The organism is Kordia jejudonensis, from assembly GCF_001005315.1.
Lineage (GTDB): Bacteria > Bacteroidota > Bacteroidia > Flavobacteriales > Flavobacteriaceae > Kordia > Kordia jejudonensis.
Genome location: NZ_LBMG01000025.1, coordinates 35,943 through 62,124, shown reverse-complemented (window position 1 = coordinate 62,124; position 26,182 = coordinate 35,943). Strand labels below are relative to the sequence as shown.

Here is a 26,182-nt window from a genome sequence, read left to right as displayed (position 1 = left end):
TTACACTTATTTTTGAAATTTTTGGATACAAAAACGTATCGGAATGTAAAACCATGTGAAATGTTTCACAATTTTAACAACTGTTCATAAGATTAGTTTTGTTTTTTTATATTTAAAAGTGTACATTTATTCAATATGTTTTTGATTATCAGAAATATATACTCTCCTGAATATGATATAAATAGTATTGCGATGAACGCCTTTTTGGTGTAGGTTTGAACGCATTTTAACGTAACTATTTTATATATCATGAAAAAAAAAGACTTCACTCATAGACTTAATTTAGGGAAGAAAGTAATTTCCAATTTACAGCAACGCACCCTTTTTGGTGGAACCGATGCAGTGTCTGATCCTATTCAAATTACAACCATTAAATGGACAGATAAACGTATTTGTACAGGCGGCGATACAGAAGATGTTTGTCCTATAGATACCACTAGAGTTACTACTATTCCGCCAACATGTATGGACGCTTGTCATACGGAAGCTTGTTCAAATTAAACCTTTAAAAAACCAATAGATCATGAAAAAAAGAGACTTTAGCAACAATCTTAAATTAAGAAAACAAGTCATTTCCAATTTACAAGAACAACACATTCAAGGTGGTACGGATTCTGTCGGAACTACTACATATGTTATTATTACAACGGTTAAGATTCTTACAGAATACGTTACAGATCCGCGTATTTGTAGAACGACAGATGCTACAGAATGTACGATGACTGGTGTTACAACATCGACGCCTGTACCTGCCACTACTACAGAATAATTTAAGTTACTACTAGTTATTGTAACTCGAAAGCTGCCTAGATATTTTTAATGATATCGTACAGGCAGCTTTCTTTTTTTGTGGATACTTTAAAATTTTATCTTAAGCACGCGTTACTTTTTCAATTCCATTGATTTTTGTAAGATTGGTAATCAAGCGTTTTAAAATATTGTTGTTTTTTACAATTACCGTAATGCGTCCTGTAAATATGCCGTCATTGGTTTCAAAACTGATGTTTCTAATATTAACGTGCATATTATTGGAAATGACTTTAGTAACATCATTTACGAGTCCCATATTATCAATTCCTGTAAGTTCGAGCAATGCGGTAAATTCCTCCTGAGAAGAATCAATCCATTTTGCTGTCATAATTCGGTATGCATAGTTTGCTTGTAAACTCACAGCATTTGGACAATCTTTTTTATGCACTTTTATACCTTCATTCACCGTTACAAATCCAAAAACAGCATCGCCAGGAATTGGGTTGCAACAGTTGGCTAGTTTGTAATTGAGCTTTTCTTCTTCTTTCCCAAAAACAATTAAATCGTAGCGATTGGAAACTTCTGGTTGATTGATTTCTTCCGTAGGAATGCTTGGCGCTCTACGAATTTTATTTTTAAAGAATTTAAAGATACTATTGCTTCGTTGTGATGCAAATTCTTTTAATTTTTGATTGTCAATGGTGCCAATTCCTACACGATAGAAAAGATCTAAACTTGTTTTCAATTTGAAATGATTGACCATTTCATTGATTGATTTTTCATCAAGTGTGATTTTTAACTGCTTTAGTTTTCGGCGTAAAATTTCTTTTCCATCTTCGGCAATACTTTTCTTTTCCTCGCGTAATGAAGATTTTATCCGAGAACGTGCGCGGGAAGTTGTGGCATAATCCAACCAGTTTGCATTTGGTTTCGATTTCTCAGACGTAATAATTTCTACCTGATCGCCGCTTTTTAGTTCGTGACTCAGCGGTACTAATTTTCCGTTTACTTTGGCGCCACGTGTATGATATCCTACTTGTGTATGAATGCTAAATGCAAAATCGAGTGGAGTGGCTCCTTTTGGCAACGACCGTAAATCGCCCGTTGGTGTAAATACGAATATTTCTTTCGCATACAAATTCAATTTGAATTGCTCAACAAAATCTACCGCATTGGCTTCTTGATTTTCGAGTGCTTCTTGTAGTTTATTCAACCACGGTTCTAAACCTTGCTCTTTTTGTTCTCCTTGCTTGTATTTAAAATGTGCCGCATAGCCTTTTTCTGCAATTTCATGCATACGATGCGATCGAATTTGCACTTCAACCCAACGACCTTTTGGTCCCATAACGGTAATGTGCAAAGCTTCGTAACCTGTAGATTTTGGAGAGGAAATCCAATCGCGCAATCGTACCGGATTTGGTCTAAAGTGGTCAGTTACGATGGAATATATTTTCCAAGCGATAAATTTTTCGTTTTCAGGGATCGCCGTTTCATAAATGATTCTGATGGCAAACTTATCATACACTTCATCAAATGTAACGCCTTGTTTGACCATTTTTCTACGAATAGAAAATATAGATTTAAAACGGCCTTTGATATCATATTTAAAATCTTCTTTGTCTAACGAATTTTTTATAATGGCAGCAAAGTTGTCAATATATACTTGTTGTTCTTCTTTGCTTTCTTCAATTTTATTTTGAATATCATTAAAAACTTCTGGTTCTGTGTATTTTAAGCCTAAATCTTCCAGTTCTGTTTTAATATTATACAGTCCAATACGATGTGCCAACGGCGCATAAATGTATAGTGTTTCAGAAGCAATTTTGACTTGTTTGTGCGCAGGCATGGAACCCATGGTTTGCATATTGTGCAAACGATCGGCAATTTTTATGATGATTACGCGCACATCATCATGAATAGTTAGCAGCATTTTACGGAAATTTTCCGCTTGCATCGACACATCTTTGTCTTTCTTAAGATGTGAAATTTTGGTCAAGCCATCTACAATTTTAGCAACCGTAATGCCAAACATACGCTCAATATCTTCCAACGTATATTCGGTATCTTCAACGACATCATGAAGTAGTGCTGCAACAATAGACGTCGCGTCTAGTCCAATTTCAGAAGCTACAATTTTGGCAACAGCAATCGGATGAAAAATGTATGCTTCGCCACTTTTTCTTCGCTGAGTTTTGTGCGCATCAACAGCTACATCAAAAGCTTTTCGGATGATTTTTTTATCGTCATCGGAAAGGATTTGATAGCTAATTCGCAACAGTTCTTTGTACTGCCTTGCTATCGCTGCATTTTCTTTTTCAATATCAATTTCTGCCATAGAATTAAAATTAAGCTAAAGAAATGGAAGAAACAAGTATGTCGAATGAATTTAAAAAAATAAGTGAAACTTACGATAGTAATGTATTCCCGTAGTAATCGTATGTGTTTGTTTTACAGTGAATACGCTTGAATTTGTTATATTATAATTGAACCTTTAAATTATACATCATGAAAACGATTTTAAACATTTCAGAAATTCAAATTTTAAGTAAAAACGAGCAACGAGGAATTACAGGAGGTGGATTTGGTCCTTGTTCGCAAACTTCAGATTGCGGAACGCCAGATTGTTGGGTTTGTGTACCATTTGCAAATGGAGGCGGCAGATGTTTGCTTTTATTTAGTTGTCCGCAATAGTATTATTTAAAATCTCTTTGTCGTTTGGCTTCAAAGATTAAAACAGCGGCTGCTACAGAAACATTCATGGAATCTATTTTTCCTTGCATCGGAATGATGATATTTTGGGTAGCATTTTGCAACCATTCATCACGCAATCCTGTGGCTTCTGTACCAACAACAATGGCTGTTGCTTTTTTGAAATTTTGTGTGTGATAATTTTCAGAAGCAGTCAACGCCGCACAATAAATGCCGATTTGGTTTTCTTGCAAGAAACAGATGATTTCTGTTGTACTTCCCATAGCAACTTGTGTAGTAAAAACGCATCCTACACTTGATCGTACAATATTAGGGTTGTACAAATCGGTTTTCGGATTGGCGATAAAAACAGCATCTACATTGGCGGCATCTGCTGTACGAAGCAATGCACCAATATTGCCAGGTTTTTCAGGAGCTTCCGCTACTAAAATTAAGGGATTTTGGTTGTGAAACGTGATGTTTTTTAACGAATGTGCTTTGGTTTGCATAATTGCCAAAACACCTTCTGTACTTTCGCGATAGGCTATTTTTTGGTAGACTTCTTTTGAAATTTCTATACATTCAGGCGCGTTTGTAGTGTTTTTTAACAACTCTTGCACGCGTTCGTGTGAACAAATTTCAGGATAAAATAATAAGGTGTTTATGATGTAATTTCCATCTAGCGCAAGCGTTAACTCGCGAAAACCTTCTAAAATGCATTTTCCTTCTTTTTTGCGAATTCTTGATTTTTCTTGCAGTTGAAGAACATGTTTTACGGTAGCATTTTGCGTGCTGGAAATCTGTTTGTACATGTTGCAAATATAGTAAAGCAATATGATACAAAATGACGGTTTTTTAAAGCGGTTTGTAATTTTTATTCAATTTTGACGCAACTATTTGACAATCTTTACATCTGTAATTAGTAACTTACACAATCAAAACCGAAAACTATGAAGAAATTTTTACTATGTACCTTCCTTTTAATTGCTCATACTTCTCTTGCATACCAACTAACAGATATTGTTCTTTGCGATGACGACAATGACGGATCAGTTTGTGTTGATTTAACATCAAAACTCCCAGAAATTCTGGCAGGATTAGATCCAACGGAGCATGTTGTCACATTTCACGAAAGCTTCACTAATGCAAACAATGGTACAAATGCCATTGCAAATACATCAAACTTTTGTTCAAGTTCTCAAATTGATACAATATATGTACGACTTGAAAATACTGTGAATAGCACAATAACACAGTTAGATTTTATAATTTACGCAATCAATACGCCAGCCAATCAGCCAACGCCTTTAATGGGATGTGATGATAATGTAGATGGCTTTGGAGTGTTTTATTTGGCTACCAAAATAGATGAAATAACAGGTGGTCCATACACCAACAGAATTGTTACTTTTCATGAAACGCAAGCAGATGCAGATACAGGAAATTCGCCTGTAAATCTTGTCTATGGAAATATATCGCCGTTTGCACAAATACTTTACGTAAGAGCCGCAAGAGTTGGCAATAATCCTATAACAGGTTGCTATGAAACCACAACACTAGAATTATTTACTTCAACAGCTGCATGCAACAATCCTCCACCTGTAGATTCTTATGAAGTTGAAGCCATCCCATTTAATTTGTATACTATAAATGCAACGAATACAGGAAACTTGGACGATGTTTTTACAGATGTAATCAACTTACCTTTTGATTTTGACTTTTTTGAATATACATACAATCAATTTACTATAGGAACGAATGGATTAATTTCCTTTGATCTTACAAATGCTAATGGATATTGTGCTTGGGCGATCAATAGCACTGATTTTATCCCAGATGCTAGTTTATATGAAAATTCAATTTTTGGAGTATACCACGATCTTCTGAATACGGAATCAGGAGCACTTGGTTATGGAGTGATAGGAGAAGCGCCTTTTCGAAAAATGGTTGTTTTCTTTGACGATATCAATCAATTTGGAGGCTCTTGCGATGATCATTCTACCTCACAAATTATTTTATATGAAACTTTTAATATTATAGATGTGCAAATAGCACAGAAGATTTCTTGTATTGATTGGAATGGTGGCTTTGGAATATTAGGTATTCAAAATATCACGGCAACAGAAGGATATGCTCCCGTAGGAAGAAACACTGGAATGTGGGATGCTTTTGATGAAGGACATCGTTTTAGACCGACAAACGACTATGAAAATATATTTTCTGTGTTGTGTGATTCAGATTTAGACGGATTTGTGGAGTTCGATTTGCAAAGTATCAATCCTGACCTTTTAGATGGTGTCACTGGGACCGTATCGTATTTCGCTTCTGAAAATGATGCAATTAACAATACAAATGCATTGCCTCAATTATATACCAATATCACGAATGCGCAAAAAATATATGCTAGTATTATAAATACGACAACCAACGAAGTGACGATAAAAACGGTAACACTTGCAGGAATATCATGTGCGGAAGATTATGATTTAGATGGTGTAGCTACGCTAGATGAAGATGTAAATCAAGATGGAAATTTAGGAAACGATGATACCGACGGTGACGGAATTCCTGATTTTATTGATGAAGATGATGACGGCGATTATGTGTTGACGAATTTAGAACTAGTTAATACTGCAACAGGTTTGCCAGAAAATGGTTTCTTAGATACTGATAACGATCAAATTCCGAATCACAGAGACAATGATGATGACGGCGATGGAACATTGACTGTTGATGAAGATTACAACGGAAACAACAATCCTGAAGATGACGATACCAACAATAATAACATTCCTGATTATTTAGACAATACGGTTTTCCTCAGTGTAACGGAGTTTACAACCAATAATATACGCATGTATCCAAATCCTGTAAAAGACAAATTTACTATTGAAACCAATGCAAGCGTACGTATTCAACATATAGAAATATATAGTGTTGAAGGACGTTTGGTACATGCACAAAAAATGACTTCACAAAGTGACACGATCACAGTGGATGTTAGTGAATTTGCATCAGGTTTCTATGTATTACGCATAAAATCAACAGAAAATACAGTTGTTACGAAACAGTTTATTGTAGAGTAAACGCTAACCTGCAAACTAAAAAAATCCAATAACCGACATCATTCTGTTATTGGATTTTTTATTTTGAATACTTTGTAATTTTAAAGCGTTCTGTTCGACAGAAATACAACTAAAACAAACTAATTCATGAAAAAAATTACGCTAATCCTATTAGGATTGTTCTTAATGGTTGCTTGTAAAAGCGAAAAAAAAGATGCGAAAACAGCAGATATACCGCAAGAAGAAGTAAAAAAAGAAACTAAAAAATATCCTGAAAAGCTACAAAAAGTGTTTGATGCTCATGGCGGAATCGACAACTGGAATGCTGCACAAACCTTAATTTACGAAATGGTAAAACCGAAGCAAACGGAAAAGCATATTACCGATTTGCATTCACGTAAAACTCGATTGGAAGGAGAAAACTTCACCATTGGTTATGATGGAAAAGATGTTTGGTTAGCTCAAAAAGATACAACTGCCTTCAAAGGAAATGCCCGTTTTTATCATAATTTATACTTTTATTTCTATGCGATGCCTTTTGTATTAGGCGATGATGGAATTACATATGATGAGGTTGAAAGTTTATCGTTTGAAGATGTACAATATCCTGGATATAAAATTTCATATGGAGATGGAGTAGGAGACTCGCCAGAAGACAATTACTTCATTTATTACAATCCCGAAAACTATCAAATGGAATGGTTGGGATATACAGTAACGTATTTTAACGGTGCGCCAAGTACAAAAATTAGCTACATCCGTTACAGCGATTGGCAAAAAGTTAATGGAGTCGTATTACCTAAAACATTAACATGGTATAAAAGTGAAGATAACAAAGTAACCGAAGTGCGCAATTCAGTAGAATTTATAAATGTAGTCTTGACCAATAAACCAATGGAAACTAAAATGTATTCACGTCCAGAAGGAGCTGTCATTGTTCCAAAAGGATAAGAGATATGAGTAAGAATTATATGGAAAAGAAAAATCCTCTTCAACACGAAGAGGATTTTTTTGTATGTAAATATTTACGTTTTTAATTTCCTGTTGCTCTAAAAGCATTATTACAATGTAACTGTGTAATATCAAAACCAGTAAACATAATAGTGTTTAAACTATTTCGTAATTCAAACCGTTTTGGACTGATATTCGGAAGTATTGAATTTGGCTCTGTAAAGTTTCGAACCGTATATACAGTACTATTTTCATCAATAAAAGATCGTCTTAATTCTTTATCAACAAAAGGTCCAATAGTCGTCAAATTTGGTAATGACTCTACAACTGATACGTATTCGCTTGCAATATCAGCAGATAATTTTGAAAATGTCGGCAGTTCGAAATCTTCAATATCATTGAAAACAATAGGTGTTTCTTGTGTGACTTCTTGTGCAGAAATCTGTAACGTAACACCCAAAAATAATAAGAACGCGAATTGTGTTATATTTTTCATAATAAATCTGTTTAATATGCTATGAGTAGCAAACTTCTATCTAAAGTTACTATTTTCCTTCGAATTTATTCATATAGCGCTTCCATAATTTAGTTTGATGCGTCTCTAAACTCAGCATTCGCCCTTGAATGAAGGCATATGTTAAAATATTTGTACGCATGTCTAAAGCGTCGCCTTCACTAATAAAAAGTGTGGCATCTTTTCCAACTTCTAACGTTCCAAGTTGATCGTCAATTCCTAAAATTTTAGCCGTGTTAGACGTAATTAATTGCAATGCTTTTTCTTTGTCTAAACCTTGTGCAGCAACAGTTCCTGCCAAGAAAGGCAAATTACGCGTGTTCATACGTTCCATTTGTCCGCTATTCTCTAAACCTACCAAAACACCAGCATCTGTTAAGATTTTTGCTTTCTTATACGACAAATCATAATCTTCGTCGTCCGTTTTTGGTACCGAATGTGTTCTGTGCAACAACACAGGAACATTGTTTTGACGTAATGTCGTTGCAACTTTGTGTGCAGAATAACCTCCGACAATCACTAATTTCAAATTGTTTTTCTTGGCAAATGAAATTGCATCTAAAATTCCTTTTTCCGAATCGACATGAACAAACAGTTTTTGAGTTCCGTTTAGTAAACCTGCCATTGCTTCAAAAGGTAAATGTTTTGGACTTTTAGTGCCATTCAAATAGCTTACAGCATTATTAAATACATCTTGAATGTCTTGTAGTTGCTTTGCGTAATTTTTATTAGGACGCAAACCTCTTGGTTCTCCCAGCCACCAACGACCACGACTTGAACTTCTTGGCCAGTTCATGTGAATTCCGTCATCTTCTTTAATAACTGCATCTTCCCAATTCCAAGCGTCTAATTGTACAATAGATGACGTTCCTGAAACGCGTCCACCTCTAGGTGTAACTTGCGCCGTTAGAATACCATTTGGTCTACAACTTTCAATTACTTTCGATTCTGTATTGTACGCAATTAAACTACGTACATGCGGATTGATACTTCCTGTTTCTTGTTGATCGCGTGAAGCACGTACCGCATCAACTTCTACCAAACCTAATGTAGAATTTGGTGCAATAAATCCTGGATATACATGTTTTCCTTTGGCGTCAATTACTTTTCCTGCGGTTTGTGTAGTTCCAGCAGCGCCAATTCGTATAATTTTTCCGTTTTCAAATACAATGACTGCATTTTCAATTACTTGCCCATTTCCAATATGTGCCGTAGCACCAACAATAGAAATTGTTTCCTTTTGTTCGGACGCAGGCGTTTGTTGTGCAAAACTTAAACTGCTACACAAAACAGTTAAGCATAATGTATAGATATAAATATGTTTTTTCATGTCTGTTTTGTTTAAAAGTTTACGGTATCACAGTGATTATGTACTTTATCTTTCTTCTTTGCGGGTTGTGTTTTCATGCCTTTGTTCTTTTCTAACAGCATCATATTTATCAACTCGTTTCGTTCTTCTTTAATTTGTCTTCGCAATGCTACATCACGTTCTATATCAAAATAAAATGTTCCTTCAATCATTGTTTTTTCTGCTTTTGCATATACTGACATTGGATGTGTATTCCACAAAACTAAATCTGCCTGTTTTCCAGTTTTGATACTTCCTACTTTATCATCAATATGTAATAATTTTGCAGGATTCAAGGTCACAAACTTCCATGCTTCTTCTTCTGAAACACCTCCGTATTTTACTGCTTTTGCCGCTTCTTGATTCAATCTACGAGACATTTCAGCATCATCCGAGTTGAACGCTACAACAACACCTTGACTATGCATAATAGCGCCATTGTACGGAATTGCATCATTTACTTCATATTTGTAAGCCCACCAATCTGAGAATGTTGATCCACCAGCACCATGTTCTTTCATTTTATCAGCCACTTTATAACCTTCTAAAATATGCGTAAACGTGTTGATTGTAAATCCAAACTTGTTTGCCACTTTCATCAACATATTTATTTCACTTTGAACATATGAATGACAGGAAACAAAACGCTTACTGTTTATAATTTCAAGAATCGTTTCCATTTCTATATCATAACGATACTTTCCTGTTTTCTTTTGTGCTTCGTATTCTTTTGCTCTCTGGAAATAATCGGTAAATACTTGCTCAACTCCCATACGCGTTTGTGGAAAACGTGTCGTTTCGGTATCGCCCCAGTTGCTTTGTTTTACATTTTCTCCTAAAGCAAATTTGATGAATCCATCTGCATTTTTGAACAGCATTTCGTCAGCTGTGCGTCCCCAACGTAAGCTTAAAATTGCGGAGCGTCCACCAATCGGATTGGCAGAACCGTGCAATAATTGAATTGTAGTAACACCACCAGCTAAGTTTCTATAAATGTCTACATCTTCCGGATCAACTACATCTGCCATATTTACTTCGGCAGTTGAGTTGTGTCCTGCTTCATTAATAGCAAAAGCCGCGATATGCGAATGTTCGTCAATAACTCCAGCTGTTAAGTGTTTTCCAGTAGCATCAATCACTTTAGCATTTCCTGCGCTGAGGTTTTTGCCAATGCGAACTATTTTACCATCTTTTACCAATACATCTGTATTTTGCAGAATACCATCTTTTTCATTCGTCCAAACGGTTGCATTTCTAAACAATACATCTTCTTGTTGCGGTAGTGTTTTTGAGCCAAATGCGCCATTAGGATAGGAGATAGGCATTACAGTTGGTGTATTTTCCTTTTTATCATCCTTGGCTTTTGTGGTAGATACTTCTTTTTGTGTTGCCGTAAATGTAGTTTCAACTCCATTGGCTAAAATGGCTTTTCCAGAAAAATAAGTAGCAGTATTAACACGAGAAATCAAACGAATAAACTCAGTTTTTGTCGTGTCAGGTGTTGTAAATTGCAATTGCAACCAGTTGTCTTTGTATGAAATTTTAGAACCTAGTTTTAAAGCATTTTTTTGTACTTGTGCTTTAAGTTTTTCTGGTGTGCCTGAAATTGTAACATTGTACGTATCTCCAGCAACTGTAACATCATATTTTCCGCGAACGTCTTTCATAGATTTATCGTTAAAAACCGTCGGATTCCCTTGAACCCAATTTTCATAAATGATGGTTTTCTTTTCGAAGATATCACCAGAAGTAATTAAAAAGTTAGCTTGTTTTCCTTTTTGAAGCGTTCCAATTTTATCATTTTGCTTCAATAATTTTGCAGGAATTGTCGTTAAAGCCTCCAAAGCTTTTGTTTTATCTAAGCCATACGAAATTGCCTTTAGTAGATTGTTTTTAAAATCCTTAGGTGTTTTTGTATCATGCATTGTAAAGCTAAACATAATTCCTTTATCCGCCAATGCTTTCGGATTTGAAGGCGATTGATTCCAGTGTTTCATCGCTTCTAATTCTACAAGATCTGCCGCATACGGATCAGAAACATCGTAGGCTTTTGGAAAGTTAATCGGAATAATAAAAGCCGCATTTGTAGCTTTCATTGCATTTATATTTTCGTATTCAGTTCCATCGCCAACTAATACATATTGAATTCCAAAATCGTCTCCAATAGCATCCGTTTTAATACTATTATGTTTATTTCCAGAATGGAATATTTGTACTAAGTTTTTATTGGCTATCAGTGCTTCTAGCGCTAAATCTTGTCGTTTAGCATTTCCTTTTGCGTACCAATCTGCATCGTGATACATTTGACGAATTAATGCCATGCTTCCCATAAGCGACGTAGGATACGATTGTTTTGAAGCATTACTTTTTTGATATGATAAGTATTGCGCTGAGCGATTGTCTAAAATTCGAATACTGTTGTCATCTTTAGTATTTAGTGCAACGAGCATTCCGTTTCCGCGGACAATTCCATCTTGTAAATGTGTGTTTACAGTTCCAAAACCAGCTTTTAATAAGTTGGTTGCTTTTTTGGTGTCAAACACGAAACTTTGTATTGGATTTGTTTCTGGACGAATATGATCGTTCCAGTAATATCCTTCACGACCAGCGTCGTATTGTGGAGCAGCTCTCCAATTTCCGTTTCTTTTGGGTTTCTTAAGTCCAAAATCTGAAAACGGATCTATAAAAGAAGGATACACACTTTTTCCTGTCAAATCTACTACAGTAGCATTTTTTGGAATAGAAATGTTGGCTCCCGATTGTAATACTTTACCATCTTGTATTAAAAGAGTTCCATTGTCAATCACTTGAGTGGGCGTGACGTAAATTTTAGCGTTTGTGAATGCTGTTATGGTATGTTGTTCTGTTTTTACACCATCATTTTTAGGAAAGTAATCCTGAGCAAATGTTGGTAGGCTACATAAAACTAATAACAGCAGCAAATACGATTTTCTCATTGCTTTTAGTGTTAAATTTAGGTTGATCTAGTTTTAACTCTAAAGATAAGGTATCAATGGACTTTATTGGTTTTGTTGTGGATTTTTTAACGTTTATTTATGAATTGGAATTGGTGTTTTTTGAATCCATTTCTGAATGAGCTTCCGATTCGTAGTAATTTCTGCAAAGACATATATATCGCTTTGAAAACAAGGAGAAATTTCTGCTTTTTCAATGAGTACTTTGTCATCGTAATAGCTCGAATGTAAAAAGTAGAGTTCTTTATTTTTGATGAGCACGTAGCCAACATGATTGCTCAATCCAACAAAATAAATGCCATCTGTATACGTTTTGGTCAACGCTGTTTTAAGTTCACTTTGCGAAATGTTTCGGAAAATTTTTAACTCCGAACGCGGTTGTAATGTTATGGCTTCGTTCATGCCACCTTCTTGCGCCATTTTGTAACGATTGAGTTGAAAACCAAGATGTTTTAAGGTTGTGGAAACAAAATAACCACAGGCAATTTCGCCATTATTTGGAATGTCGGTATGTCCATTAAAATCCCAAGGTGTTCCATACCAATGTGGCACTAATTCGTTGATGAGTTTGTCGTAAATATATTTTGAAGCCGAATCCAGCGCTTTTTCTTCGTTTCGCAGTAATTGTCTTGCAAAGTATTCCCGATCATGTCGAATAGTTTGTTTGATGGTATTGTAATTTCCTTTGGGTATAAAGTTGATCGCTAACTTTAATGAATCAAGCACGTTCGGATGGGGAGAAATGGTCGTTGGTTGCTCAGCACTTTGCGAGGAAGTTACAGATTTTGAAGTAGTTCTGTGTTCTTTCGCGCAAGCGATACAACCTAAAAACGCGAACATAAGTATTGCTTTATTCATGTAGTACAAACGAAAAAATGACTGCTTTCGTATTTAGAAATCCATACGATATTTTTTGTCATAATTGACCAATAAAGAAACCACGTAGCTGTAACTCTGAATTCCACTTGCTTGATTGTTTGCCTTTAAAAACTGATCAAACGTAAACTTAAACATCGGTTTCAATGGGTTTTTATGTGCATTCCAAAACGCACGAACTTCATCATAATTTTTCTGAATTCCAGGATGTAAAGTTGCTTTTAGGCGTTCGTATTCCTCAGGATTTCGGTTGTAAACCTCTTTCAAACAGTGCCACGCCATAAAGTTGTACGCGCCATATTTAAAATACATATCGTCATTGTGTAAGGCAGCCATACAACCAATGAAATTCGCTTCATTTTCAGCAGAAAACCCAATTTGATGCGCTTCTTCATGACTTGCCGTTACTGGAAATTTGTACATAGGAATTTTACTGTTGACTTGTGCTTCATTGGTAAACGGATTGAGATATCCGCTAAATCCCATAATTGTTAAAAAACCACTGTAGATAGACTTTTTTAGGCTTCGATGCGTAAATGCAAATTGTGGTTGTGTTGCGCTAAAATTATCATATCCGTTGTATGTTTTCTCGAAAATTTCACTCGTTTTGTATGGAATTTCAACTTTTACCGTATCATTTTGTGTAATTTGATATTGAATTTTGTTTGCTTTCGCGATGACTCTTTCGGTAAAATCTACAAGTTCTTCTGTGGTGTATTTTCGATCTAAATCAAGTGATTTATAAAGTGGCAATCGGTAATAATTCATTCCCCAAAGTAAGTGAAAAGTAAAATACGTCAGTGTAATGACAATATAGGTATCCAACAAAATTCGCTTATATTCTGTTTTAACTAAACGAAAGTTTTTGTAAATGTATCGAATGATTAAAATTCCAGCAATTGTATAGAAAATATCTCCGATAGAAAACGGAATCCAACCAAAAATTACTCTAAAAATTTTTGAAATTATAGGATAAAAACCGTTGCTGTAATAGGTTTCTACAAATTCAGGATATCTTGCAAGTATCTTAATAGCAATAAATTGTATAGGAAAAGATACTGCAATCAATAGTTTTGTTCTCTTGGTCATAGGCAATACATTTGAACATCATTCGGGAAAATGATACTGAGCTAATGTAAAAAAACTATAGCATTATTTCTAAAATGCAACCATATTTTTATTGTATGTCATAGTTTAGAAGCTATTTCGTAAAAAAGAGCGCGCAATTTTGCCGTCAAACATTTACCTTTGCAAACAATTAATTCAATCCATAAATAAAATAGAATGAGTCAAGAAATAAGAACTTTAGAGCCTAACGGACTTTGGAATAAATTTGCAGATTTAAACGCAGTACCACGACCTTCCAAAAAGGAAGAACGCGTCATCGCTTTTATGAAGAAATTTGGAGAAGATTTAGGCTTGGAAACTGTGATAGATGAAGTTGGAAATGTGATTATTAAAAAGCCAGCTACGGCAGGAATGGAAGATAGAAAACCGATCGTAATGCAATCGCATTTAGATATGGTACACCAAAAAAATGCAGATACAGATTTTGACTTTGATACGCAAGGAATTGAAATGTTTGTGGATGGCGATTGGGTAAAAGCTAAAGGCACGACACTTGGAGCCGATAATGGACTTGGAGTAGCCACCATTATGGCAGTTTTAGAAAGTAATGACATTGCGCATCCTGCTTTGGAAGCATTGTTTACAATTGACGAAGAAACAGGTATGACAGGCGCTATGGGACTCAAAGGCGGTTTGCTAAAAGGCGAAATTCTGTTGAATCTTGATACGGAAGAAGATGACGAAATCGGAATTGGTTGTGCAGGAGGAATTGATGTAACGGCGCGACGTTCGTATGTTGTTGAAGAAACTCCAGAAGCCGTTGTAGCCTACAAAATTGTGGTTAATGGATTGCAAGGTGGACACAGTGGAATGGATATTCATAAAGGATTTGGAAATGCCAATGTGTTGATGAATCGTTTGTTATTTGATGGATTTGAAAATTACGGATTACGCATTGCTGAAATCGATGGCGGAAGTTTGCGAAATGCAATTCCACGTGAAAGTGTAGCAACCGTTGTGGTTGATAAAGTACACAAAGAAGCGTTTGAGTTTGAAATGAACATACAGATTGATACAATCAAAAAAGAATTTGCAAGCATAGAAGCTGATTTAGCTATTGAATGTACGCCTACTGAAATGCCAGAAGGTGTAGTAGAGTTAGGTGTGCAAGAAGGTATTACACGTTCTATATATGCTGCGCACAACGGTGTATTTCGTATGAGTCCAGATATTGAAGATTTGGTAGAAACATCAAATAATATTGCGCGAGTGATTGTAAAAGATGGTGAAATTAAGATTGGATGTTTAACGCGTTCTTCTGTTGAAAGTGGAAAAATGGACTTGGCTACAAAGTTGAGAGCAAGTTTTGAGCTTTCAGGTTGCGAGGTAGAATTTTCTGGTTCGTATCCAGGTTGGGCACCAAATATGAATGCTTCAATATTGCCTGTTATGGTCGATTTGTATAAGAAATTAAACAATGGAGAAGAACCACATGTTGCCGCTTGTCACGCAGGATTGGAATGTGGGATTTTAGGAACCAACTATCCAGAAATGGAAATGATTAGTTTTGGACCAAATATTCGTGGAGCACATTCGCCAGACGAGCGTGCAGGAATTTCTTCTACTCAAAAATATTGGAAATACGTATTGGAAATCTTAAAGAACATTCCAAAGAAATAATTTTTGAACATATTTCAAAAAAACACAAAAGCTCTTCATTTTCTGAAGAGCTTTTTTTTGTATTAAAATGGCGTTTACTAACAAACCAATCTTGAAAGTTCGCAGCATCCTGTTTGATTTGTCAATAGTGTTGTCTGACATTCAATTCCACAATACGTTTGTAATGTAACACATTGATACGGATTGTTTGTTTGATAGTTTCTTCCACCGGAAGCTGTTTTTTGAGCAACTAACGAAATTTTCTGTTTCCCTAATTGTAATGAGATTTTTTGTTTTTTCATGATACGATTAATTTTTAGGTTATATTCTTATCATAAAGATACATTAAGAAGCTGTCACAGAATTACGGTAAAGCCGTCAAAAATGCTTCTTTTTTTTGAAAAAAATCTTTCTCAAAATCAGATTAGCACAACATAAGTCTGCTCTGAAAGCATACTTTAGAAATGTCGTTAGTGAGGTCTGTTGTTGTAATAATCACTGTATTACAGGTTATTTGTCCGCATTGTGTAATTTCAGTAATTCTGCATCTTTCTATTACGCGTGTATACGTATACACACTCCTCCTTGTGTTTGGTTTGAAGCTAATGAAGAAATTTTCTGCTTGCGCAATTGCAAAGAGATTTTTTGTTTTTTCATGATATTGTTTTATTGGTTTATGATGGTGCAAATATCATAGAATATTGATAGTGAAGATACCGTGAAAGCAATAGAATTCTTACCGTGTTTTCCCTAAAAGAAAAGCCCCTACATTGAGGAGCTTTTCATTGTTTTTAGTATTATTTTTTACAACCAAGTTCCACATTTAATGCAGACAGAAGTTCCAGTTTGTGGTCTTGGATCTTGCGGTACTGGATTACAGCCTTGCTGACTTACGCAACCTGCGTGCATCGTAATTAAACTATGTGTTGTTGGCGCGCCACCTTTCAATAATGTTTCCTCTAACGAAGAAATGGTGTGCTTTTTTAATCCTAAAGTTTTCAATTGTTTTTTCATGATATGTGTTTTTTGTTTCGATGCAAATATCTTTCATGTATGAATTTTTCAAAACGGGAAAATAGATGAAAAGGATAAGGTGTTTTTCCTAGTGTAAATGCCCCTTTTTGATAAAATCGTTAAAGTGTGTACTACTTCGTTTGGTTTTACGATCATAAAAAAAGCTCATTACAAATCTGTAATGAGCTTTTATATATGTTAGTGCAATTGGTTTCTTATTTCTCTGCAACAACTACTATTTCAAAAACTAAATCTGTTTTTGGTGGAATTCCACGTGAACCTCTTTCTCCATAGGCTAAGTGATATGGTAAAAATAATGTTGCTTCATCGCCAACACTTAATTGCTGAATTCCTTCTTTAAAGCCAGGAATCATTGCAGCATCAGGACTTAAGTCTGCAGGCATAGGCGCATAACGTCCAGCAGCTTTCATTTGTGGATTCACAGCATCTAACGCTTCTGCAGTTTTTAAATTGTTTGTCTGCAATAAATTTCCATCAGCAAAGTAAACAGCATAATACACATCAACTTTAGAGTTTGCCGTTAACTTTTTTCCGTCTCCTTTTTTAGTCACAATATACTTTAAACCAGAAGGTAAATCAGTAGCTTTTGCCTTCAACTCAGTGAATTTTTGTAAGGTTGCAGCGGTGATTTCATTTCTCTTCTGCTCAGCAGCTTCTTTCGCTAATCTTGCTTCTGTTGTTTTTTCTTCAAAAACTTTAGGCGCATCAAAAGCGCGCGCTTCAGAACCTTGACGAATAATTTGAACTTTATTCATTTTGATCGTATCTACAGGTCGATTCATCGCTTGTGGCGTTTTTGTAACAGGCGTTTTTGCAATCAAATCAACAGTTACCATCTTTACAGAATCAATCGCTTTTTGCATTGCTTTTTCGTCTAAGTTTTTAGCCATCAATGCTTTTTTATCTTCAGGATGAATGACAACTTTACCAAAAACAGTATATCCACCATTTAATGAAGGATAAGGTACGTGCGTAATGTAAAATTGACTTCCATTGGTATTTTTACCTGAATTTGCCATCGCTAACGTTCCTGCCTGATTATGATTTAATGATTCTACAATTTCGTCATCAAACTTATAACCAGCATCTCCCATTCCACTTCCTAATGGATCTCCTGTTTGAATCATAAAGTTTTCCATAACTCTGTGGAAAATAATACCGTCATAAAATGGTTTTCCTTTTTTATCGTCAGCTAATAACGGATGTGTTCCTTCTGCTAAACCAACAAAGTTTGCAGCAGTTGTAGGCGTATTTTTATAATCTAATTCTAAAAATATGTTTCCTTTTGTAGTTTCTATTTCAGCGTAGAGTCCATCTGCCAAATCTGGATATTTTGAACTGTTACAAGATGTAAATCCAATTGCTATGATTGCAATAAGTATCGTGATTTTCTTCATGATAAAATGTATTTTAATTTTTTGTTTCTAGATTTTTTTGATTTGTTTTAATTGAAAGTAATGTTATTGTAGATTGAATAGGAACATTGGATCCTATTTTTTTTGTATCTCCGTGATATCCAAAGGCAACATGTGATGGAAACAAAAACGTTGCCGTTTCTCCTTTTTTCATCAATTGTAAAGCGTATCGAAATCCAGGAATCATTTTTTGTTTATCCACAACATATTCTTGGATGCCAATTTCTTCTTTTGTGTAAATAGTTTCGCCAGTAATTTTTGCTACATTATATTCAAAACGTAGCGTATCTCCTTTTTTTGGCGTGTATGTTTCTGCTGGAGAAGTACTATTATAAAAATACCAAAATCCATTTTCTGAAGCAGTATATTCATGTACAGAATCTTTTTTTATAAGCTCTTGAATTTGAGCTTCTTCTTGTGCAATTAAGGCTTTATTTCTATCAACTGATTCTTTGATAAAAGTACCCGAACTTTGTGTAATAGGTCTCCGCGCTTCTTGTTGCGAACACGAAACGATCAATATAAGAATATTACTAAAAAGAATTATTTTTCTGTACATCATTTAGTTCAATTCGTTTTTGTACGCAGTTAAAATTTCTTTAAATTTTTTAACAGTATCTTCCATAGAATCATCACTTCTTCCGCCGGCAGCATTTGTATGTCCGCCACCATTAAAATGTGTTCGTGCAAATTCGTTTACCGAAAAATCGCCTTTTGAACGCAATGACATTTTAATATAAGGTTCTTGTAAATTTTCTATAAAAATTGCCGCAAATTTAATGCCTTTTAATGATAAACCATAATTTACAAAACCTTCTGTGTCTCCTTTTCTAAAATCGTATTGTAAAAGTTCTTGTTTAGATAGCGTAATATATACCGTATTATATGCTTCCAAAACAACCATGTTTTTTAACGCACAACCTAATAATTGTAATTTGGTTGGACTATTGGTATCATAAATTGCATTGTGAATTTCTGAGTTGTTTGCACCTTTATCCATCAAGTTGGCAATAACGCGATGTGTAGTACTTGTAGTTGCCGAAAAACGAAACGATCCTGTATCAGTCATAATTCCAGAATACAAACAAGAAGCCATTTCAGGTGTAATGTCATCTTCATCTTCTAAAAAACAAATAAAATTATACACCATTTCACATGTTGAACTCATGCTGGTGTCAGAATACGTATAGGTAGCGTATTCGGCAGGTTGTTGATGATGATCAATCATAATGAATGTAGCATCACTTTTTGAAACTGTACTTGCCATTTCGCCAATTCGACTCAAATCGTTAAAATCTAACGTAAAAATAACATTGGCAGCTTCAATATATTTTTCAGCTTCTTCTTTTTGGGTATCAAACTTTACAATTTCGGTTTCGCCAGGCATCCATTTTAAAAAATCAGGATAATCATTTGGTGCCACAATAATTGCTTCTTGTCCTTTATTTTTCAAGTAATGCCATAGTGCCAATGTAGAACCAATAGCATCGCTATCTGGATTTTTGTGCGGAATAATAACAATATTCTTAGGCGTTTGAAGTAAGGTTTTAATGGCTTTTATATCAACTTCGTTCATTCGTTTGGGTTCTCTTATATGTATCTAACAACTATAAAAATAGCGTTGAAATAGCTACTTCTTTTTTCATAGGTGGCTAATATACTAAAATAGAGTTGCAAATAAATTGTATTTGTGTACTTTTGCACCGAAAATCAACATTGATTTTACAAAACACGAACTTATAATTATTTATACATACCACAAATGGCTGGAAAAAGAACTTTTACCATGATTAAGCCTGATGCTGTTGAAAACGGACACATCGGTGCTATTTTAGAAAAAATTACTGCTTCAGGATTCAAAATTGTTGCAATGAAGTTAACACAATTAAGTAAGCGTGATGCAGAAGAATTTTATGCAGTTCATAACGAAAGACCTTTCTTTGGTGAGTTAGTAGAATTCATGACAAGAGGACAAATTGTTGCAGCAATCTTAGAAAAAGACAATGCAGTTAGCGATTTCAGAACATTAATTGGAGCTACAAATCCTGCAGAAGCAGCAGAAGGAACTATTAGAAATTTATATGCAACTTCTATTGGAGAAAATGCAGTTCACGGTTCTGATAGTGACGAAAATGCAGCTATTGAAGGTGCTTTCCATTTTGCAGGAAGAGAGATTTTCTAAGGGAAATTTTCAATAATACTATATAAGAAAGCTTCAATCAACCGATTGAAGCTTTTTTTATGTCAAAAGTATGGTAGTATTGTCGTTAGCGAAGTAACAACTTAGTGTTCGTTTAGTCTAAAATCTGCATATGCCTGCATTCCATGTTCGTGAATGTCTAATCCTTCAATTTCTTCTCGTTTTGAAACTCTAATGCCCATCGTTTTCTTGATGAGAAAAAGAATTCCGAATGAAGTCGCACAGCAAAATGCCGCAACAATTAAAATTCCATATACTTGATGTAAGAACTGTGACCAACTTGCCAAAGCTCCAAAAAGTCCAACGGCTAGCGTTCCCCAAATTCCACAAACTAAATGTACAGAAATGGCGCCTACAGGATCATCAAGTTTTAATTTATCGAGCCAAACAACGGCGAATACAATTAAAATTCCTGCAAAGAAACCGATGACAATAGCACTTAAAACGCCCATTTGGTCAGCACCAGCAGTTATAGCAACCAATCCTCCTAAAATTCCATTTAGCAGCATTGATAAATCATTTTCTTTATACTTTATGTATGAAAACGTAAATGCGCCCAATCCGCCAGCCGCAGCCGCCAAACATGTAGTAACTAAGACTAACGATGTTGCGCCAGGTTCCGCGGAAAGTACAGAGCCACCATTAAATCCAAACCATCCAAACCAAAGTAAAAATACACCAGCTGTAGCTAGCGGTAAGTTATGACCAGGAATTACACCTGAAATACCTTTCTTGAATTTGCCAATTCGTGGACCTAATAAAATTACCGCCATCAATGCTGCCCAACCGCCTACAGAATGCACAATGGTAGAACCAGCAAAATCATAAAAACCTAAGGTTTCTAAAAATCCGCCTCCCCATTTCCACATGCCAACAATTGGATATATCAATCCAACATAGACCAAAGAAAACAGAATGAAACTTCCTAATTTTATACGTTCTGCGACAGCGCCCGAAACAATAGTAGCAGCCGTAGCGGCAAACATAGCTTGAAATAAAAACTCTGTCCAATATGTATATTTTCCTTCGGCGTAACTAATTGCCAATCCATCTTCAGGAAGTACCAGTCCAAATGATTTGAAACCAATCCAGCTGCCTTCAAAAGCTTCGCCAGGATACATGATACTAAATCCGATGACTGTATATGTTAGCAATCCGATGATGATAATGATGATGTTTTTGAATAATATATTAATGGTGTTTTTTGCACGTGTCAATCCAATTTCTAAAAAAGAAAATCCTAAGTGCATAATGAAAACCAAGGCGATGCAAAGCATCATCCATAAATTGTTTGCGGTAAATAATGAAGTGTCCATGTCCGTTTATTGAAGTGATGAGGTTCCTTTTTCTTTCGTTCTAATTCTGTATGTTTCTTCTATAGTAGAAACAAATATTTTTCCATCACCGACTTCTCCAGTGTATGCATGTTTTAGAATCACATCAATGGTTTTTTGTAAAAAGTGATCAGAAACCACAATAGAAATATGACGACGAGCAATATCGCGTGTGCTATAACTGACACCGCGATATACATGTCCTTTTTTTTCGTTTCCGATTCCTGTGACGTCCCAATATGTAAAAAAGTTTACTTCAATTTCATGAAGAGCATCTTTGACATCTTCAAATGTAGATTTGCGAATGATTGCTTCTATCTTTTTCATCTAAAAAAAATATTTTATAGGCTAAAGATAGTTAGGTGTGTTTTAAAATAGGGTAGAAGGATTTATTTTTGTGAAAATCTATATTTTACCCCTATTTTTTTAAGGGTATAATTTTTAAAAGGTACTTTTTTTGAAATTCTTCTAATGATTTTTAAGGGTAAATGTAAAAATTAGAAATATTTTACAAGATACATTCCTAAAAATACGGCTGAGAAACCGATGATAAAACTGGCAATCGTGTACAGGAAGAAGGTCATGAAATCTCCTGACTTTAAAAAGACATGGTTTTCGTAGGCAAACGTAGAAAAGGTAGTGAATCCGCCACAAAAACCGGTAGCAAGTAGTAATGTGTGTTGCTGACTGATGGCTTCATTCTTGGCTGCCATTCCTAAAATGATTCCAATTAGTAAACTTCCTAAAATATTGGCAGCAAAGGTTCCATAGGGAATTCCTGTTGTTGCGCTGTTTAGGTATTTCCCTAAGAGAAATCGCAAAGCACTTCCAAATCCGCCACCAATAAAAACGAGAAAGAGTTGTTTCATGTGTAATTTATAAAAATAAAAGATTGTCTAAAAGTAATCATTCTTACTGTTCAGACAATCTTCTTTAAAAGTTTTATACTGTTTACTCCGCAGCTTTTACTGCATAATATATATCAGTTTGTATGTCTTCAGGTTTTACGTTTGCTGGATCGTTTACATATAATTCCCAAACAGGACCTGCTTGTACCAGTTTGTTTTTAGCCATAAATTCTGCAATTTTTCCGTGTGCTTCCATATCTCCAACGCCATATGCGCCAAATTTTGAAATTTTGACAACTGTTCCTGCTGGCATAGGAGTTGTAACCATTCCGTCTGATTTTGGGAGTGCTTCGGTACTGTTTACCATCAATCCGATATAGAATTCGGCTTCTTTAGTTTCTTCATCCCATTTCATATATAAAGAACTTGGAACATAGTTTTCTAGCGCATTTACGGCGGCATATTGACCTGCTTTTGGCATGTACTGCATAAAAAGCTGTGTCATTTCTTGCATAGCTGCATCCGTACTTGTTTTTTGGAAATATCCAATGAATTGTTTCGCTTCTTGGTCATGTTGAGAAACGTCTCCTAAACGGAATTTTCCTGGCGGATTCTTCTCCAAATCGGCTAACACTTCACGTTCTATATTATTTAGTCCTTTTTCTTCCATATCGCCCAACATTTTATCCATTCCGCCACCGATGGCAGCAAAAAGTTTAAAAATAAATGCTGTATCATCACTTTTCATACGCCAAGTTACCTTTGTACCTTCAGGAACTTTCTCAAAAGTCCAATAAATGTCTGTTGGTTCATAATCTCCAAACTGCATTTCTTGCTGTATAGATGTGTTCGGTACTATAGCAACGGTTTTCATCTTTCCAGGACCATCTTTACTAGTCCATGAATAATTGGCACCTACTCCAGAAGTTTGTTCATTATACGTAACCACTATTGTAGAATCTTCATCATGCCAAGGTCCCCAAGCTTCCCAATTTTTAAATTCATTGATGTTATTAAACACGCTTTCTACGGGAGCATTGATAACTTTGCTTCGTGCCACATCATAGTCATTAGGTCGTGTGGCAACATAAATGGCGCCTGCTACAAGTACTACTAAGAGTAGTAAAAGTAAATACTTTAAGATTTTCATATTGTTTCGGTTAATTAAGTTAGTAATGCTAATGTACAAATTTTTAATGTTTTAGTGAATTGTTTACATTTGTGGCAAAAGAATAGCGATTTTACATAAAAAGATGCTTTATTTTTTAGATTTCTAAAAATCGAATGAATTACACACGAAGCATTCAACATTTAAAAAAGATGATGAATGTATCAACGGACCAAACAAAAACAATAAAATCAAACAAATGAAATTAAAATCAATTGCAGGATTAGCGTTAGCCGCAGGAATGCTATTTTCTTGTGCAGAACAAAAAGAAGAAGTTAAAATTGATCCATATGAAGCTCAATATATAGAAGTAGCTGAAGATGGAAAAATGGATTTCAAAGTAGAAGAATTTGGTGATGTAGATATTCTACGTTATGAGATTCCTGGATTTGATGAACTGACATTGAAAGAGCAAAAATTAGTGTATTATCTAACACAAGCTGGACTTTCTGGAAGAGATATTATGTGGGATCAAAATTATCGCCACAACTTAACTATCCGAGAAGCGTTAGAAAATATTTATGTCAATTATGAAGGAGATAAAGCATCTGACGATTGGAAAGCATTTGAAGAATATTTGAAAATGGTTTGGGTTTCAAACGGAATTCATCATCACAATTCAAACGATAAGTTAAAGCCTGAATTCTCAAAAGAGTATTTGCAAACGTTATTAACTGATACAAATACTTCACTAACAGGAGAAGCGCTCGAAGTAATCTTTAATGATAAAGACAACAAGAAAGTAAATAAAAAAGATGGAGTAGACAATGTACTAGCGTCAGCTGTCAACTTCTATGGTCCAGATATTACAAGTGCTGATGTAGAAGAATTTTACAAAACAGCCTACAAAGGACCAGAAGGTCAGCCAATAGAAGCAGGATTGAACTCAAAATTGGTTCGTGAAGATGGAAAACTCGTTGAAAAAGTTTGGAAATCTGGCGGAATGTACGGAGCTGCCATTGATAAAATTATCTATTGGTTAGAAAAAGCAAAAGGTGTTGCCGAAAACGAAAAGCAAGCGGAAACCTTAGGATTACTAATTGAATATTACAAAACAGGAAGTCTTGATACTTGGGATCAATACTGTATTTCTTGGGCAACTGCTACGGAAGGAAATATTGACTGGATCAATGGATTTATAGAAGTATACAACGATCCAAAAGGATACAGAGGCTCGTATGAAACTATTGTTCAAATTACAGACTTAGACATGTCTAAAAAAATGGCAGTATTATCCGAAAATGCGCAATGGTTTGAAGACAATTCTCCTTTAATCGACAGTCACAAAAAGAAAGATGTCGTTGGTGTTTCTTATAAATCAATAAATGTCGCAGGAGAAGCAGGAGACGCTTCACCAAAAACACCAATCGGTGTAAACTTACCAAACAACAATTGGATTCGTCAAGAACACGGTTCAAAATCAGTTTCGTTAGCAAATATTATCAACGCGTATGCACAAAATGGCGGTTCTGGAAGATTGAAGGAGTTTGTACATGATGATGAAGAATACGAGTTAGAAGAAAAATATGGGAAATTAGCTGACAAATTACACACTTCTTTACACGAAGTAATTGGTCATGCTTCTGGTCAAATCAACCCTGGTGTTGGGCAACCAAAAGAAACATTAAAAAACTATGCTTCTACGATGGAAGAAGGTAGAGCAGATTTAGTAGGATTGTACTATTTAATGGATCCGAAATTAAAAGAACTTGGATTGGTTGAAGATACAGAAGGTGTTGGAAAAGCAGCGTATGATGGTTATATCAGAAATGGTTTAATGACACAATTGATTCGTTTAAATCTTGGTGATGATGTTGAAGAAGATCACATGGTAAACAGACAATGGGTTTCTGCGTGGGTTTTTGAAAAAGGACAAAAAGATAATGTAATTGAAAAAGTTACACGCGATGGTAAAACATATTTTAATATTAAAGATTATGCAAAGCTTCGCGAGTTATTTGGCGAATTACTACGTGAAACACAACGTATCAAATCGGAAGGAGATTTTGAAGCAGCACGTGCTTTGGTTGAAGGATATGGAATTAAAGTAGATCAAAAAATACATGCGGAAGTATTAAAGCGTAACGATCAGTTTAAAGCAAATCCTAACGGAGGATTTGTAAACCCTTATTTGGTTGCCGAAACAGATGATAAAGGAGAAATTACTGCAATTAAAATTGAGCAACCAGCAGCATTTGACAATCAAATGTTATACTATGCTAAGAATTATAGTTTTTTATTAAAGTAACGTTAGAAATCATATCATAATTAAATAATAGGCAATCTGA

The 26,182-nt window shown here is 35.1% G+C and carries 24 protein-coding genes; 8 read left to right on the top strand and 16 right to left on the bottom strand.

What is annotated here, in order from left to right; all coding sequences use genetic code 11:
- The first annotated feature begins 249 nt into the window (after nucleotides 1-249).
- Nucleotides 250-501 carry a hypothetical protein gene (locus AA089_RS13040; protein ID WP_046757397.1) on the top strand — a complete coding sequence of 84 codons (252 nt, stop codon included), beginning with the start codon at nucleotides 250-252 and terminating at the stop codon, nucleotides 499-501.
- 22 nt (nucleotides 502-523) lie between these two features.
- A complete protein-coding gene (locus tag AA089_RS13035; RefSeq protein WP_046757396.1) occupies nucleotides 524-769 on the top strand; it encodes a class I lanthipeptide in 246 nt (81 codons plus the stop codon).
- Nucleotides 770-871: 102 nt separating this feature from the next.
- Here the strand turns inward: AA089_RS13035 and AA089_RS13030 are convergent, their stop codons facing one another.
- Nucleotides 872-3,085, bottom strand: a complete 2,214-nt coding sequence (locus AA089_RS13030) for a RelA/SpoT family protein (RefSeq protein WP_046757395.1) — start codon at nucleotides 3,083-3,085, stop codon at nucleotides 872-874.
- Nucleotides 3,086-3,255: 170 nt separating this feature from the next.
- Here AA089_RS13030 and AA089_RS13025 point away from each other — a divergent pair, with 170 nt between their 5' ends.
- Nucleotides 3,256-3,441 (top strand): hypothetical protein, encoded by a 186-nt coding sequence (locus tag AA089_RS13025; RefSeq protein ID WP_046757394.1) that lies wholly within the window; start codon nucleotides 3,256-3,258, stop codon nucleotides 3,439-3,441.
- A gap of 2 nt (nucleotides 3,442-3,443) precedes the next feature.
- On the opposite strand, the gene AA089_RS13020 is transcribed toward AA089_RS13025, so the two are convergent.
- Nucleotides 3,444-4,250, bottom strand: coding sequence for a TrmH family RNA methyltransferase (locus AA089_RS13020; protein WP_046757441.1), 807 nt, complete (start codon nucleotides 4,248-4,250; stop codon nucleotides 3,444-3,446).
- A gap of 138 nt (nucleotides 4,251-4,388) precedes the next feature.
- On the opposite strand from AA089_RS13020, the gene AA089_RS23710 reads away from it, so the two are divergent.
- A complete protein-coding gene (locus tag AA089_RS23710) occupies nucleotides 4,389-6,524 on the top strand; it encodes a T9SS type A sorting domain-containing protein (protein ID WP_053002394.1) in 2,136 nt (711 codons plus the stop codon).
- 126 nt (nucleotides 6,525-6,650) lie between these two features.
- Nucleotides 6,651-7,454 (top strand): DUF6503 family protein, encoded by an 804-nt coding sequence (locus AA089_RS13010; protein ID WP_046757393.1) that lies wholly within the window; start codon nucleotides 6,651-6,653, stop codon nucleotides 7,452-7,454.
- A gap of 82 nt (nucleotides 7,455-7,536) precedes the next feature.
- Here AA089_RS13010 and AA089_RS13005 read toward each other — a convergent pair whose 3' ends face one another.
- The 5 genes from AA089_RS13005 to AA089_RS12985 form a co-directional block, all read right to left on the bottom strand.
- Nucleotides 7,537-7,950, bottom strand: a complete 414-nt coding sequence (locus AA089_RS13005; RefSeq protein WP_046757392.1) for a hypothetical protein — start codon at nucleotides 7,948-7,950, stop codon at nucleotides 7,537-7,539.
- Nucleotides 7,951-7,999: 49 nt separating this feature from the next.
- On the bottom strand, nucleotides 8,000-9,298 hold the full coding sequence (locus AA089_RS13000; RefSeq protein WP_046757391.1) for an amidohydrolase family protein: 1,299 nt from the start codon (nucleotides 9,296-9,298) through the stop codon (nucleotides 8,000-8,002).
- A gap of 11 nt (nucleotides 9,299-9,309) precedes the next feature.
- The gene (locus tag AA089_RS12995; protein WP_046757390.1) at nucleotides 9,310-12,273 is read right to left on the bottom strand and encodes an amidohydrolase family protein; all 2,964 of its coding nucleotides are present in this window, start codon (nucleotides 12,271-12,273) and stop codon (nucleotides 9,310-9,312) included.
- Between the two features lie 93 nt (nucleotides 12,274-12,366).
- Nucleotides 12,367-13,131, bottom strand: coding sequence for a hypothetical protein (locus AA089_RS12990; protein ID WP_156169001.1), 765 nt, complete (start codon nucleotides 13,129-13,131; stop codon nucleotides 12,367-12,369).
- A 51-nt stretch (nucleotides 13,132-13,182) separates the two neighbouring features.
- On the bottom strand, nucleotides 13,183-14,256 hold the full coding sequence (locus AA089_RS12985; protein WP_046757389.1) for a DUF3810 domain-containing protein: 1,074 nt from the start codon (nucleotides 14,254-14,256) through the stop codon (nucleotides 13,183-13,185).
- Between the two features lie 195 nt (nucleotides 14,257-14,451).
- On the opposite strand from AA089_RS12985, the gene AA089_RS12980 reads away from it, so the two are divergent.
- A complete protein-coding gene (locus AA089_RS12980) occupies nucleotides 14,452-15,915 on the top strand; it encodes an aminoacyl-histidine dipeptidase (protein WP_046757388.1) in 1,464 nt (487 codons plus the stop codon).
- A 77-nt stretch (nucleotides 15,916-15,992) separates the two neighbouring features.
- Here the strand turns inward: AA089_RS12980 and AA089_RS12975 are convergent, their stop codons facing one another.
- The 5 genes from AA089_RS12975 to AA089_RS12955 form a co-directional block, all read right to left on the bottom strand.
- On the bottom strand, nucleotides 15,993-16,196 hold the full coding sequence (locus tag AA089_RS12975) for a hypothetical protein (RefSeq protein ID WP_046757387.1): 204 nt from the start codon (nucleotides 16,194-16,196) through the stop codon (nucleotides 15,993-15,995).
- A 502-nt stretch (nucleotides 16,197-16,698) separates the two neighbouring features.
- The gene (locus AA089_RS12970; protein WP_046757386.1) at nucleotides 16,699-16,908 is read right to left on the bottom strand and encodes a hypothetical protein; all 210 of its coding nucleotides are present in this window, start codon (nucleotides 16,906-16,908) and stop codon (nucleotides 16,699-16,701) included.
- A gap of 215 nt (nucleotides 16,909-17,123) precedes the next feature.
- Nucleotides 17,124-18,326: a peptidylprolyl isomerase gene (locus AA089_RS12965; protein ID WP_046757385.1), complete on the bottom strand. Its 1,203-nt coding sequence runs from the start codon at nucleotides 18,324-18,326 to the stop codon at nucleotides 17,124-17,126.
- A 13-nt stretch (nucleotides 18,327-18,339) separates the two neighbouring features.
- Nucleotides 18,340-18,906 carry a gliding motility-associated peptidyl-prolyl isomerase GldI gene (gldI, locus tag AA089_RS12960; RefSeq protein WP_316936950.1) on the bottom strand — a complete coding sequence of 189 codons (567 nt, stop codon included), beginning with the start codon at nucleotides 18,904-18,906 and terminating at the stop codon, nucleotides 18,340-18,342.
- The gene (locus AA089_RS12955; protein ID WP_046757384.1) at nucleotides 18,907-19,920 is read right to left on the bottom strand and encodes a DHH family phosphoesterase; all 1,014 of its coding nucleotides are present in this window, start codon (nucleotides 19,918-19,920) and stop codon (nucleotides 18,907-18,909) included. It abuts the gene before it with no gap.
- 186 nt (nucleotides 19,921-20,106) lie between these two features.
- Between AA089_RS12955 and AA089_RS12950 the strand changes: the two genes are divergently transcribed.
- The gene (locus AA089_RS12950; RefSeq protein ID WP_046757383.1) at nucleotides 20,107-20,526 is read left to right on the top strand and encodes a nucleoside-diphosphate kinase; all 420 of its coding nucleotides are present in this window, start codon (nucleotides 20,107-20,109) and stop codon (nucleotides 20,524-20,526) included.
- A gap of 101 nt (nucleotides 20,527-20,627) precedes the next feature.
- Here the strand turns inward: AA089_RS12950 and AA089_RS12945 are convergent, their stop codons facing one another.
- The 4 genes from AA089_RS12945 to AA089_RS23705 all read right to left on the bottom strand — a co-directional run bounded on the left by AA089_RS12945 (nucleotide 20,628) and on the right by AA089_RS23705 (nucleotide 23,876).
- Nucleotides 20,628-21,860 carry an ammonium transporter gene (locus AA089_RS12945; RefSeq protein WP_046757382.1) on the bottom strand — a complete coding sequence of 411 codons (1,233 nt, stop codon included), beginning with the start codon at nucleotides 21,858-21,860 and terminating at the stop codon, nucleotides 20,628-20,630.
- A 6-nt stretch (nucleotides 21,861-21,866) separates the two neighbouring features.
- A complete protein-coding gene (locus AA089_RS12940; RefSeq protein ID WP_046757381.1) occupies nucleotides 21,867-22,205 on the bottom strand; it encodes a P-II family nitrogen regulator in 339 nt (112 codons plus the stop codon).
- Between the two features lie 170 nt (nucleotides 22,206-22,375).
- On the bottom strand, nucleotides 22,376-22,747 hold the full coding sequence (crcB, locus tag AA089_RS12935) for a fluoride efflux transporter CrcB (protein ID WP_046757380.1): 372 nt from the start codon (nucleotides 22,745-22,747) through the stop codon (nucleotides 22,376-22,378).
- An 82-nt stretch (nucleotides 22,748-22,829) separates the two neighbouring features.
- Nucleotides 22,830-23,876 carry an SRPBCC family protein gene (locus AA089_RS23705; RefSeq protein ID WP_053002387.1) on the bottom strand — a complete coding sequence of 349 codons (1,047 nt, stop codon included), beginning with the start codon at nucleotides 23,874-23,876 and terminating at the stop codon, nucleotides 22,830-22,832.
- A gap of 217 nt (nucleotides 23,877-24,093) precedes the next feature.
- Here AA089_RS23705 and AA089_RS12925 point away from each other — a divergent pair, with 217 nt between their 5' ends.
- Nucleotides 24,094-26,142, top strand: coding sequence for a dipeptidyl-peptidase 3 family protein (locus AA089_RS12925; RefSeq protein WP_046757379.1), 2,049 nt, complete (start codon nucleotides 24,094-24,096; stop codon nucleotides 26,140-26,142).
- Nucleotides 26,143-26,182 lie beyond the last annotated feature (40 nt).

Coding starts and splice junctions, on each gene's coding strand:
- AA089_RS13040 (WP_046757397.1), top strand. CDS start 250: ATGAAAAAAAAAGACTTCACTCATAGACTTAATTTAGGGAAGAAAGTA.
- AA089_RS13035 (WP_046757396.1), top strand. CDS start 524: ATGAAAAAAAGAGACTTTAGCAACAATCTTAAATTAAGAAAACAAGTC.
- AA089_RS13030 (WP_046757395.1), bottom strand. CDS start 3,085: ATGGCAGAAATTGATATTGAAAAAGAAAATGCAGCGATAGCAAGGCAG.
- AA089_RS13025 (WP_046757394.1), top strand. CDS start 3,256: ATGAAAACGATTTTAAACATTTCAGAAATTCAAATTTTAAGTAAAAAC.
- AA089_RS13020 (WP_046757441.1), bottom strand. CDS start 4,250: ATGTACAAACAGATTTCCAGCACGCAAAATGCTACCGTAAAACATGTT.
- AA089_RS23710 (WP_053002394.1), top strand. CDS start 4,389: ATGAAGAAATTTTTACTATGTACCTTCCTTTTAATTGCTCATACTTCT.
- AA089_RS13010 (WP_046757393.1), top strand. CDS start 6,651: ATGAAAAAAATTACGCTAATCCTATTAGGATTGTTCTTAATGGTTGCT.
- AA089_RS13005 (WP_046757392.1), bottom strand. CDS start 7,950: ATGAAAAATATAACACAATTCGCGTTCTTATTATTTTTGGGTGTTACG.
- AA089_RS13000 (WP_046757391.1), bottom strand. CDS start 9,298: ATGAAAAAACATATTTATATCTATACATTATGCTTAACTGTTTTGTGT.
- AA089_RS12995 (WP_046757390.1), bottom strand. CDS start 12,273: ATGAGAAAATCGTATTTGCTGCTGTTATTAGTTTTATGTAGCCTACCA.
- AA089_RS12990 (WP_156169001.1), bottom strand. CDS start 13,131: ATGTTCGCGTTTTTAGGTTGTATCGCTTGCGCGAAAGAACACAGAACT.
- AA089_RS12985 (WP_046757389.1), bottom strand. CDS start 14,256: ATGACCAAGAGAACAAAACTATTGATTGCAGTATCTTTTCCTATACAA.
- AA089_RS12980 (WP_046757388.1), top strand. CDS start 14,452: ATGAGTCAAGAAATAAGAACTTTAGAGCCTAACGGACTTTGGAATAAA.
- AA089_RS12975 (WP_046757387.1), bottom strand. CDS start 16,196: ATGAAAAAACAAAAAATCTCATTACAATTAGGGAAACAGAAAATTTCG.
- AA089_RS12970 (WP_046757386.1), bottom strand. CDS start 16,908: ATGAAAAAACAATTGAAAACTTTAGGATTAAAAAAGCACACCATTTCT.
- AA089_RS12965 (WP_046757385.1), bottom strand. CDS start 18,326: ATGAAGAAAATCACGATACTTATTGCAATCATAGCAATTGGATTTACA.
- gldI (WP_316936950.1), bottom strand. CDS start 18,906: ATGATGTACAGAAAAATAATTCTTTTTAGTAATATTCTTATATTGATC.
- AA089_RS12955 (WP_046757384.1), bottom strand. CDS start 19,920: ATGAACGAAGTTGATATAAAAGCCATTAAAACCTTACTTCAAACGCCT.
- AA089_RS12950 (WP_046757383.1), top strand. CDS start 20,107: ATGGCTGGAAAAAGAACTTTTACCATGATTAAGCCTGATGCTGTTGAA.
- AA089_RS12945 (WP_046757382.1), bottom strand. CDS start 21,860: ATGGACACTTCATTATTTACCGCAAACAATTTATGGATGATGCTTTGC.
- AA089_RS12940 (WP_046757381.1), bottom strand. CDS start 22,205: ATGAAAAAGATAGAAGCAATCATTCGCAAATCTACATTTGAAGATGTC.
- crcB (WP_046757380.1), bottom strand. CDS start 22,747: ATGAAACAACTCTTTCTCGTTTTTATTGGTGGCGGATTTGGAAGTGCT.
- AA089_RS23705 (WP_053002387.1), bottom strand. CDS start 23,876: ATGAAAATCTTAAAGTATTTACTTTTACTACTCTTAGTAGTACTTGTA.
- AA089_RS12925 (WP_046757379.1), top strand. CDS start 24,094: ATGAAATTAAAATCAATTGCAGGATTAGCGTTAGCCGCAGGAATGCTA.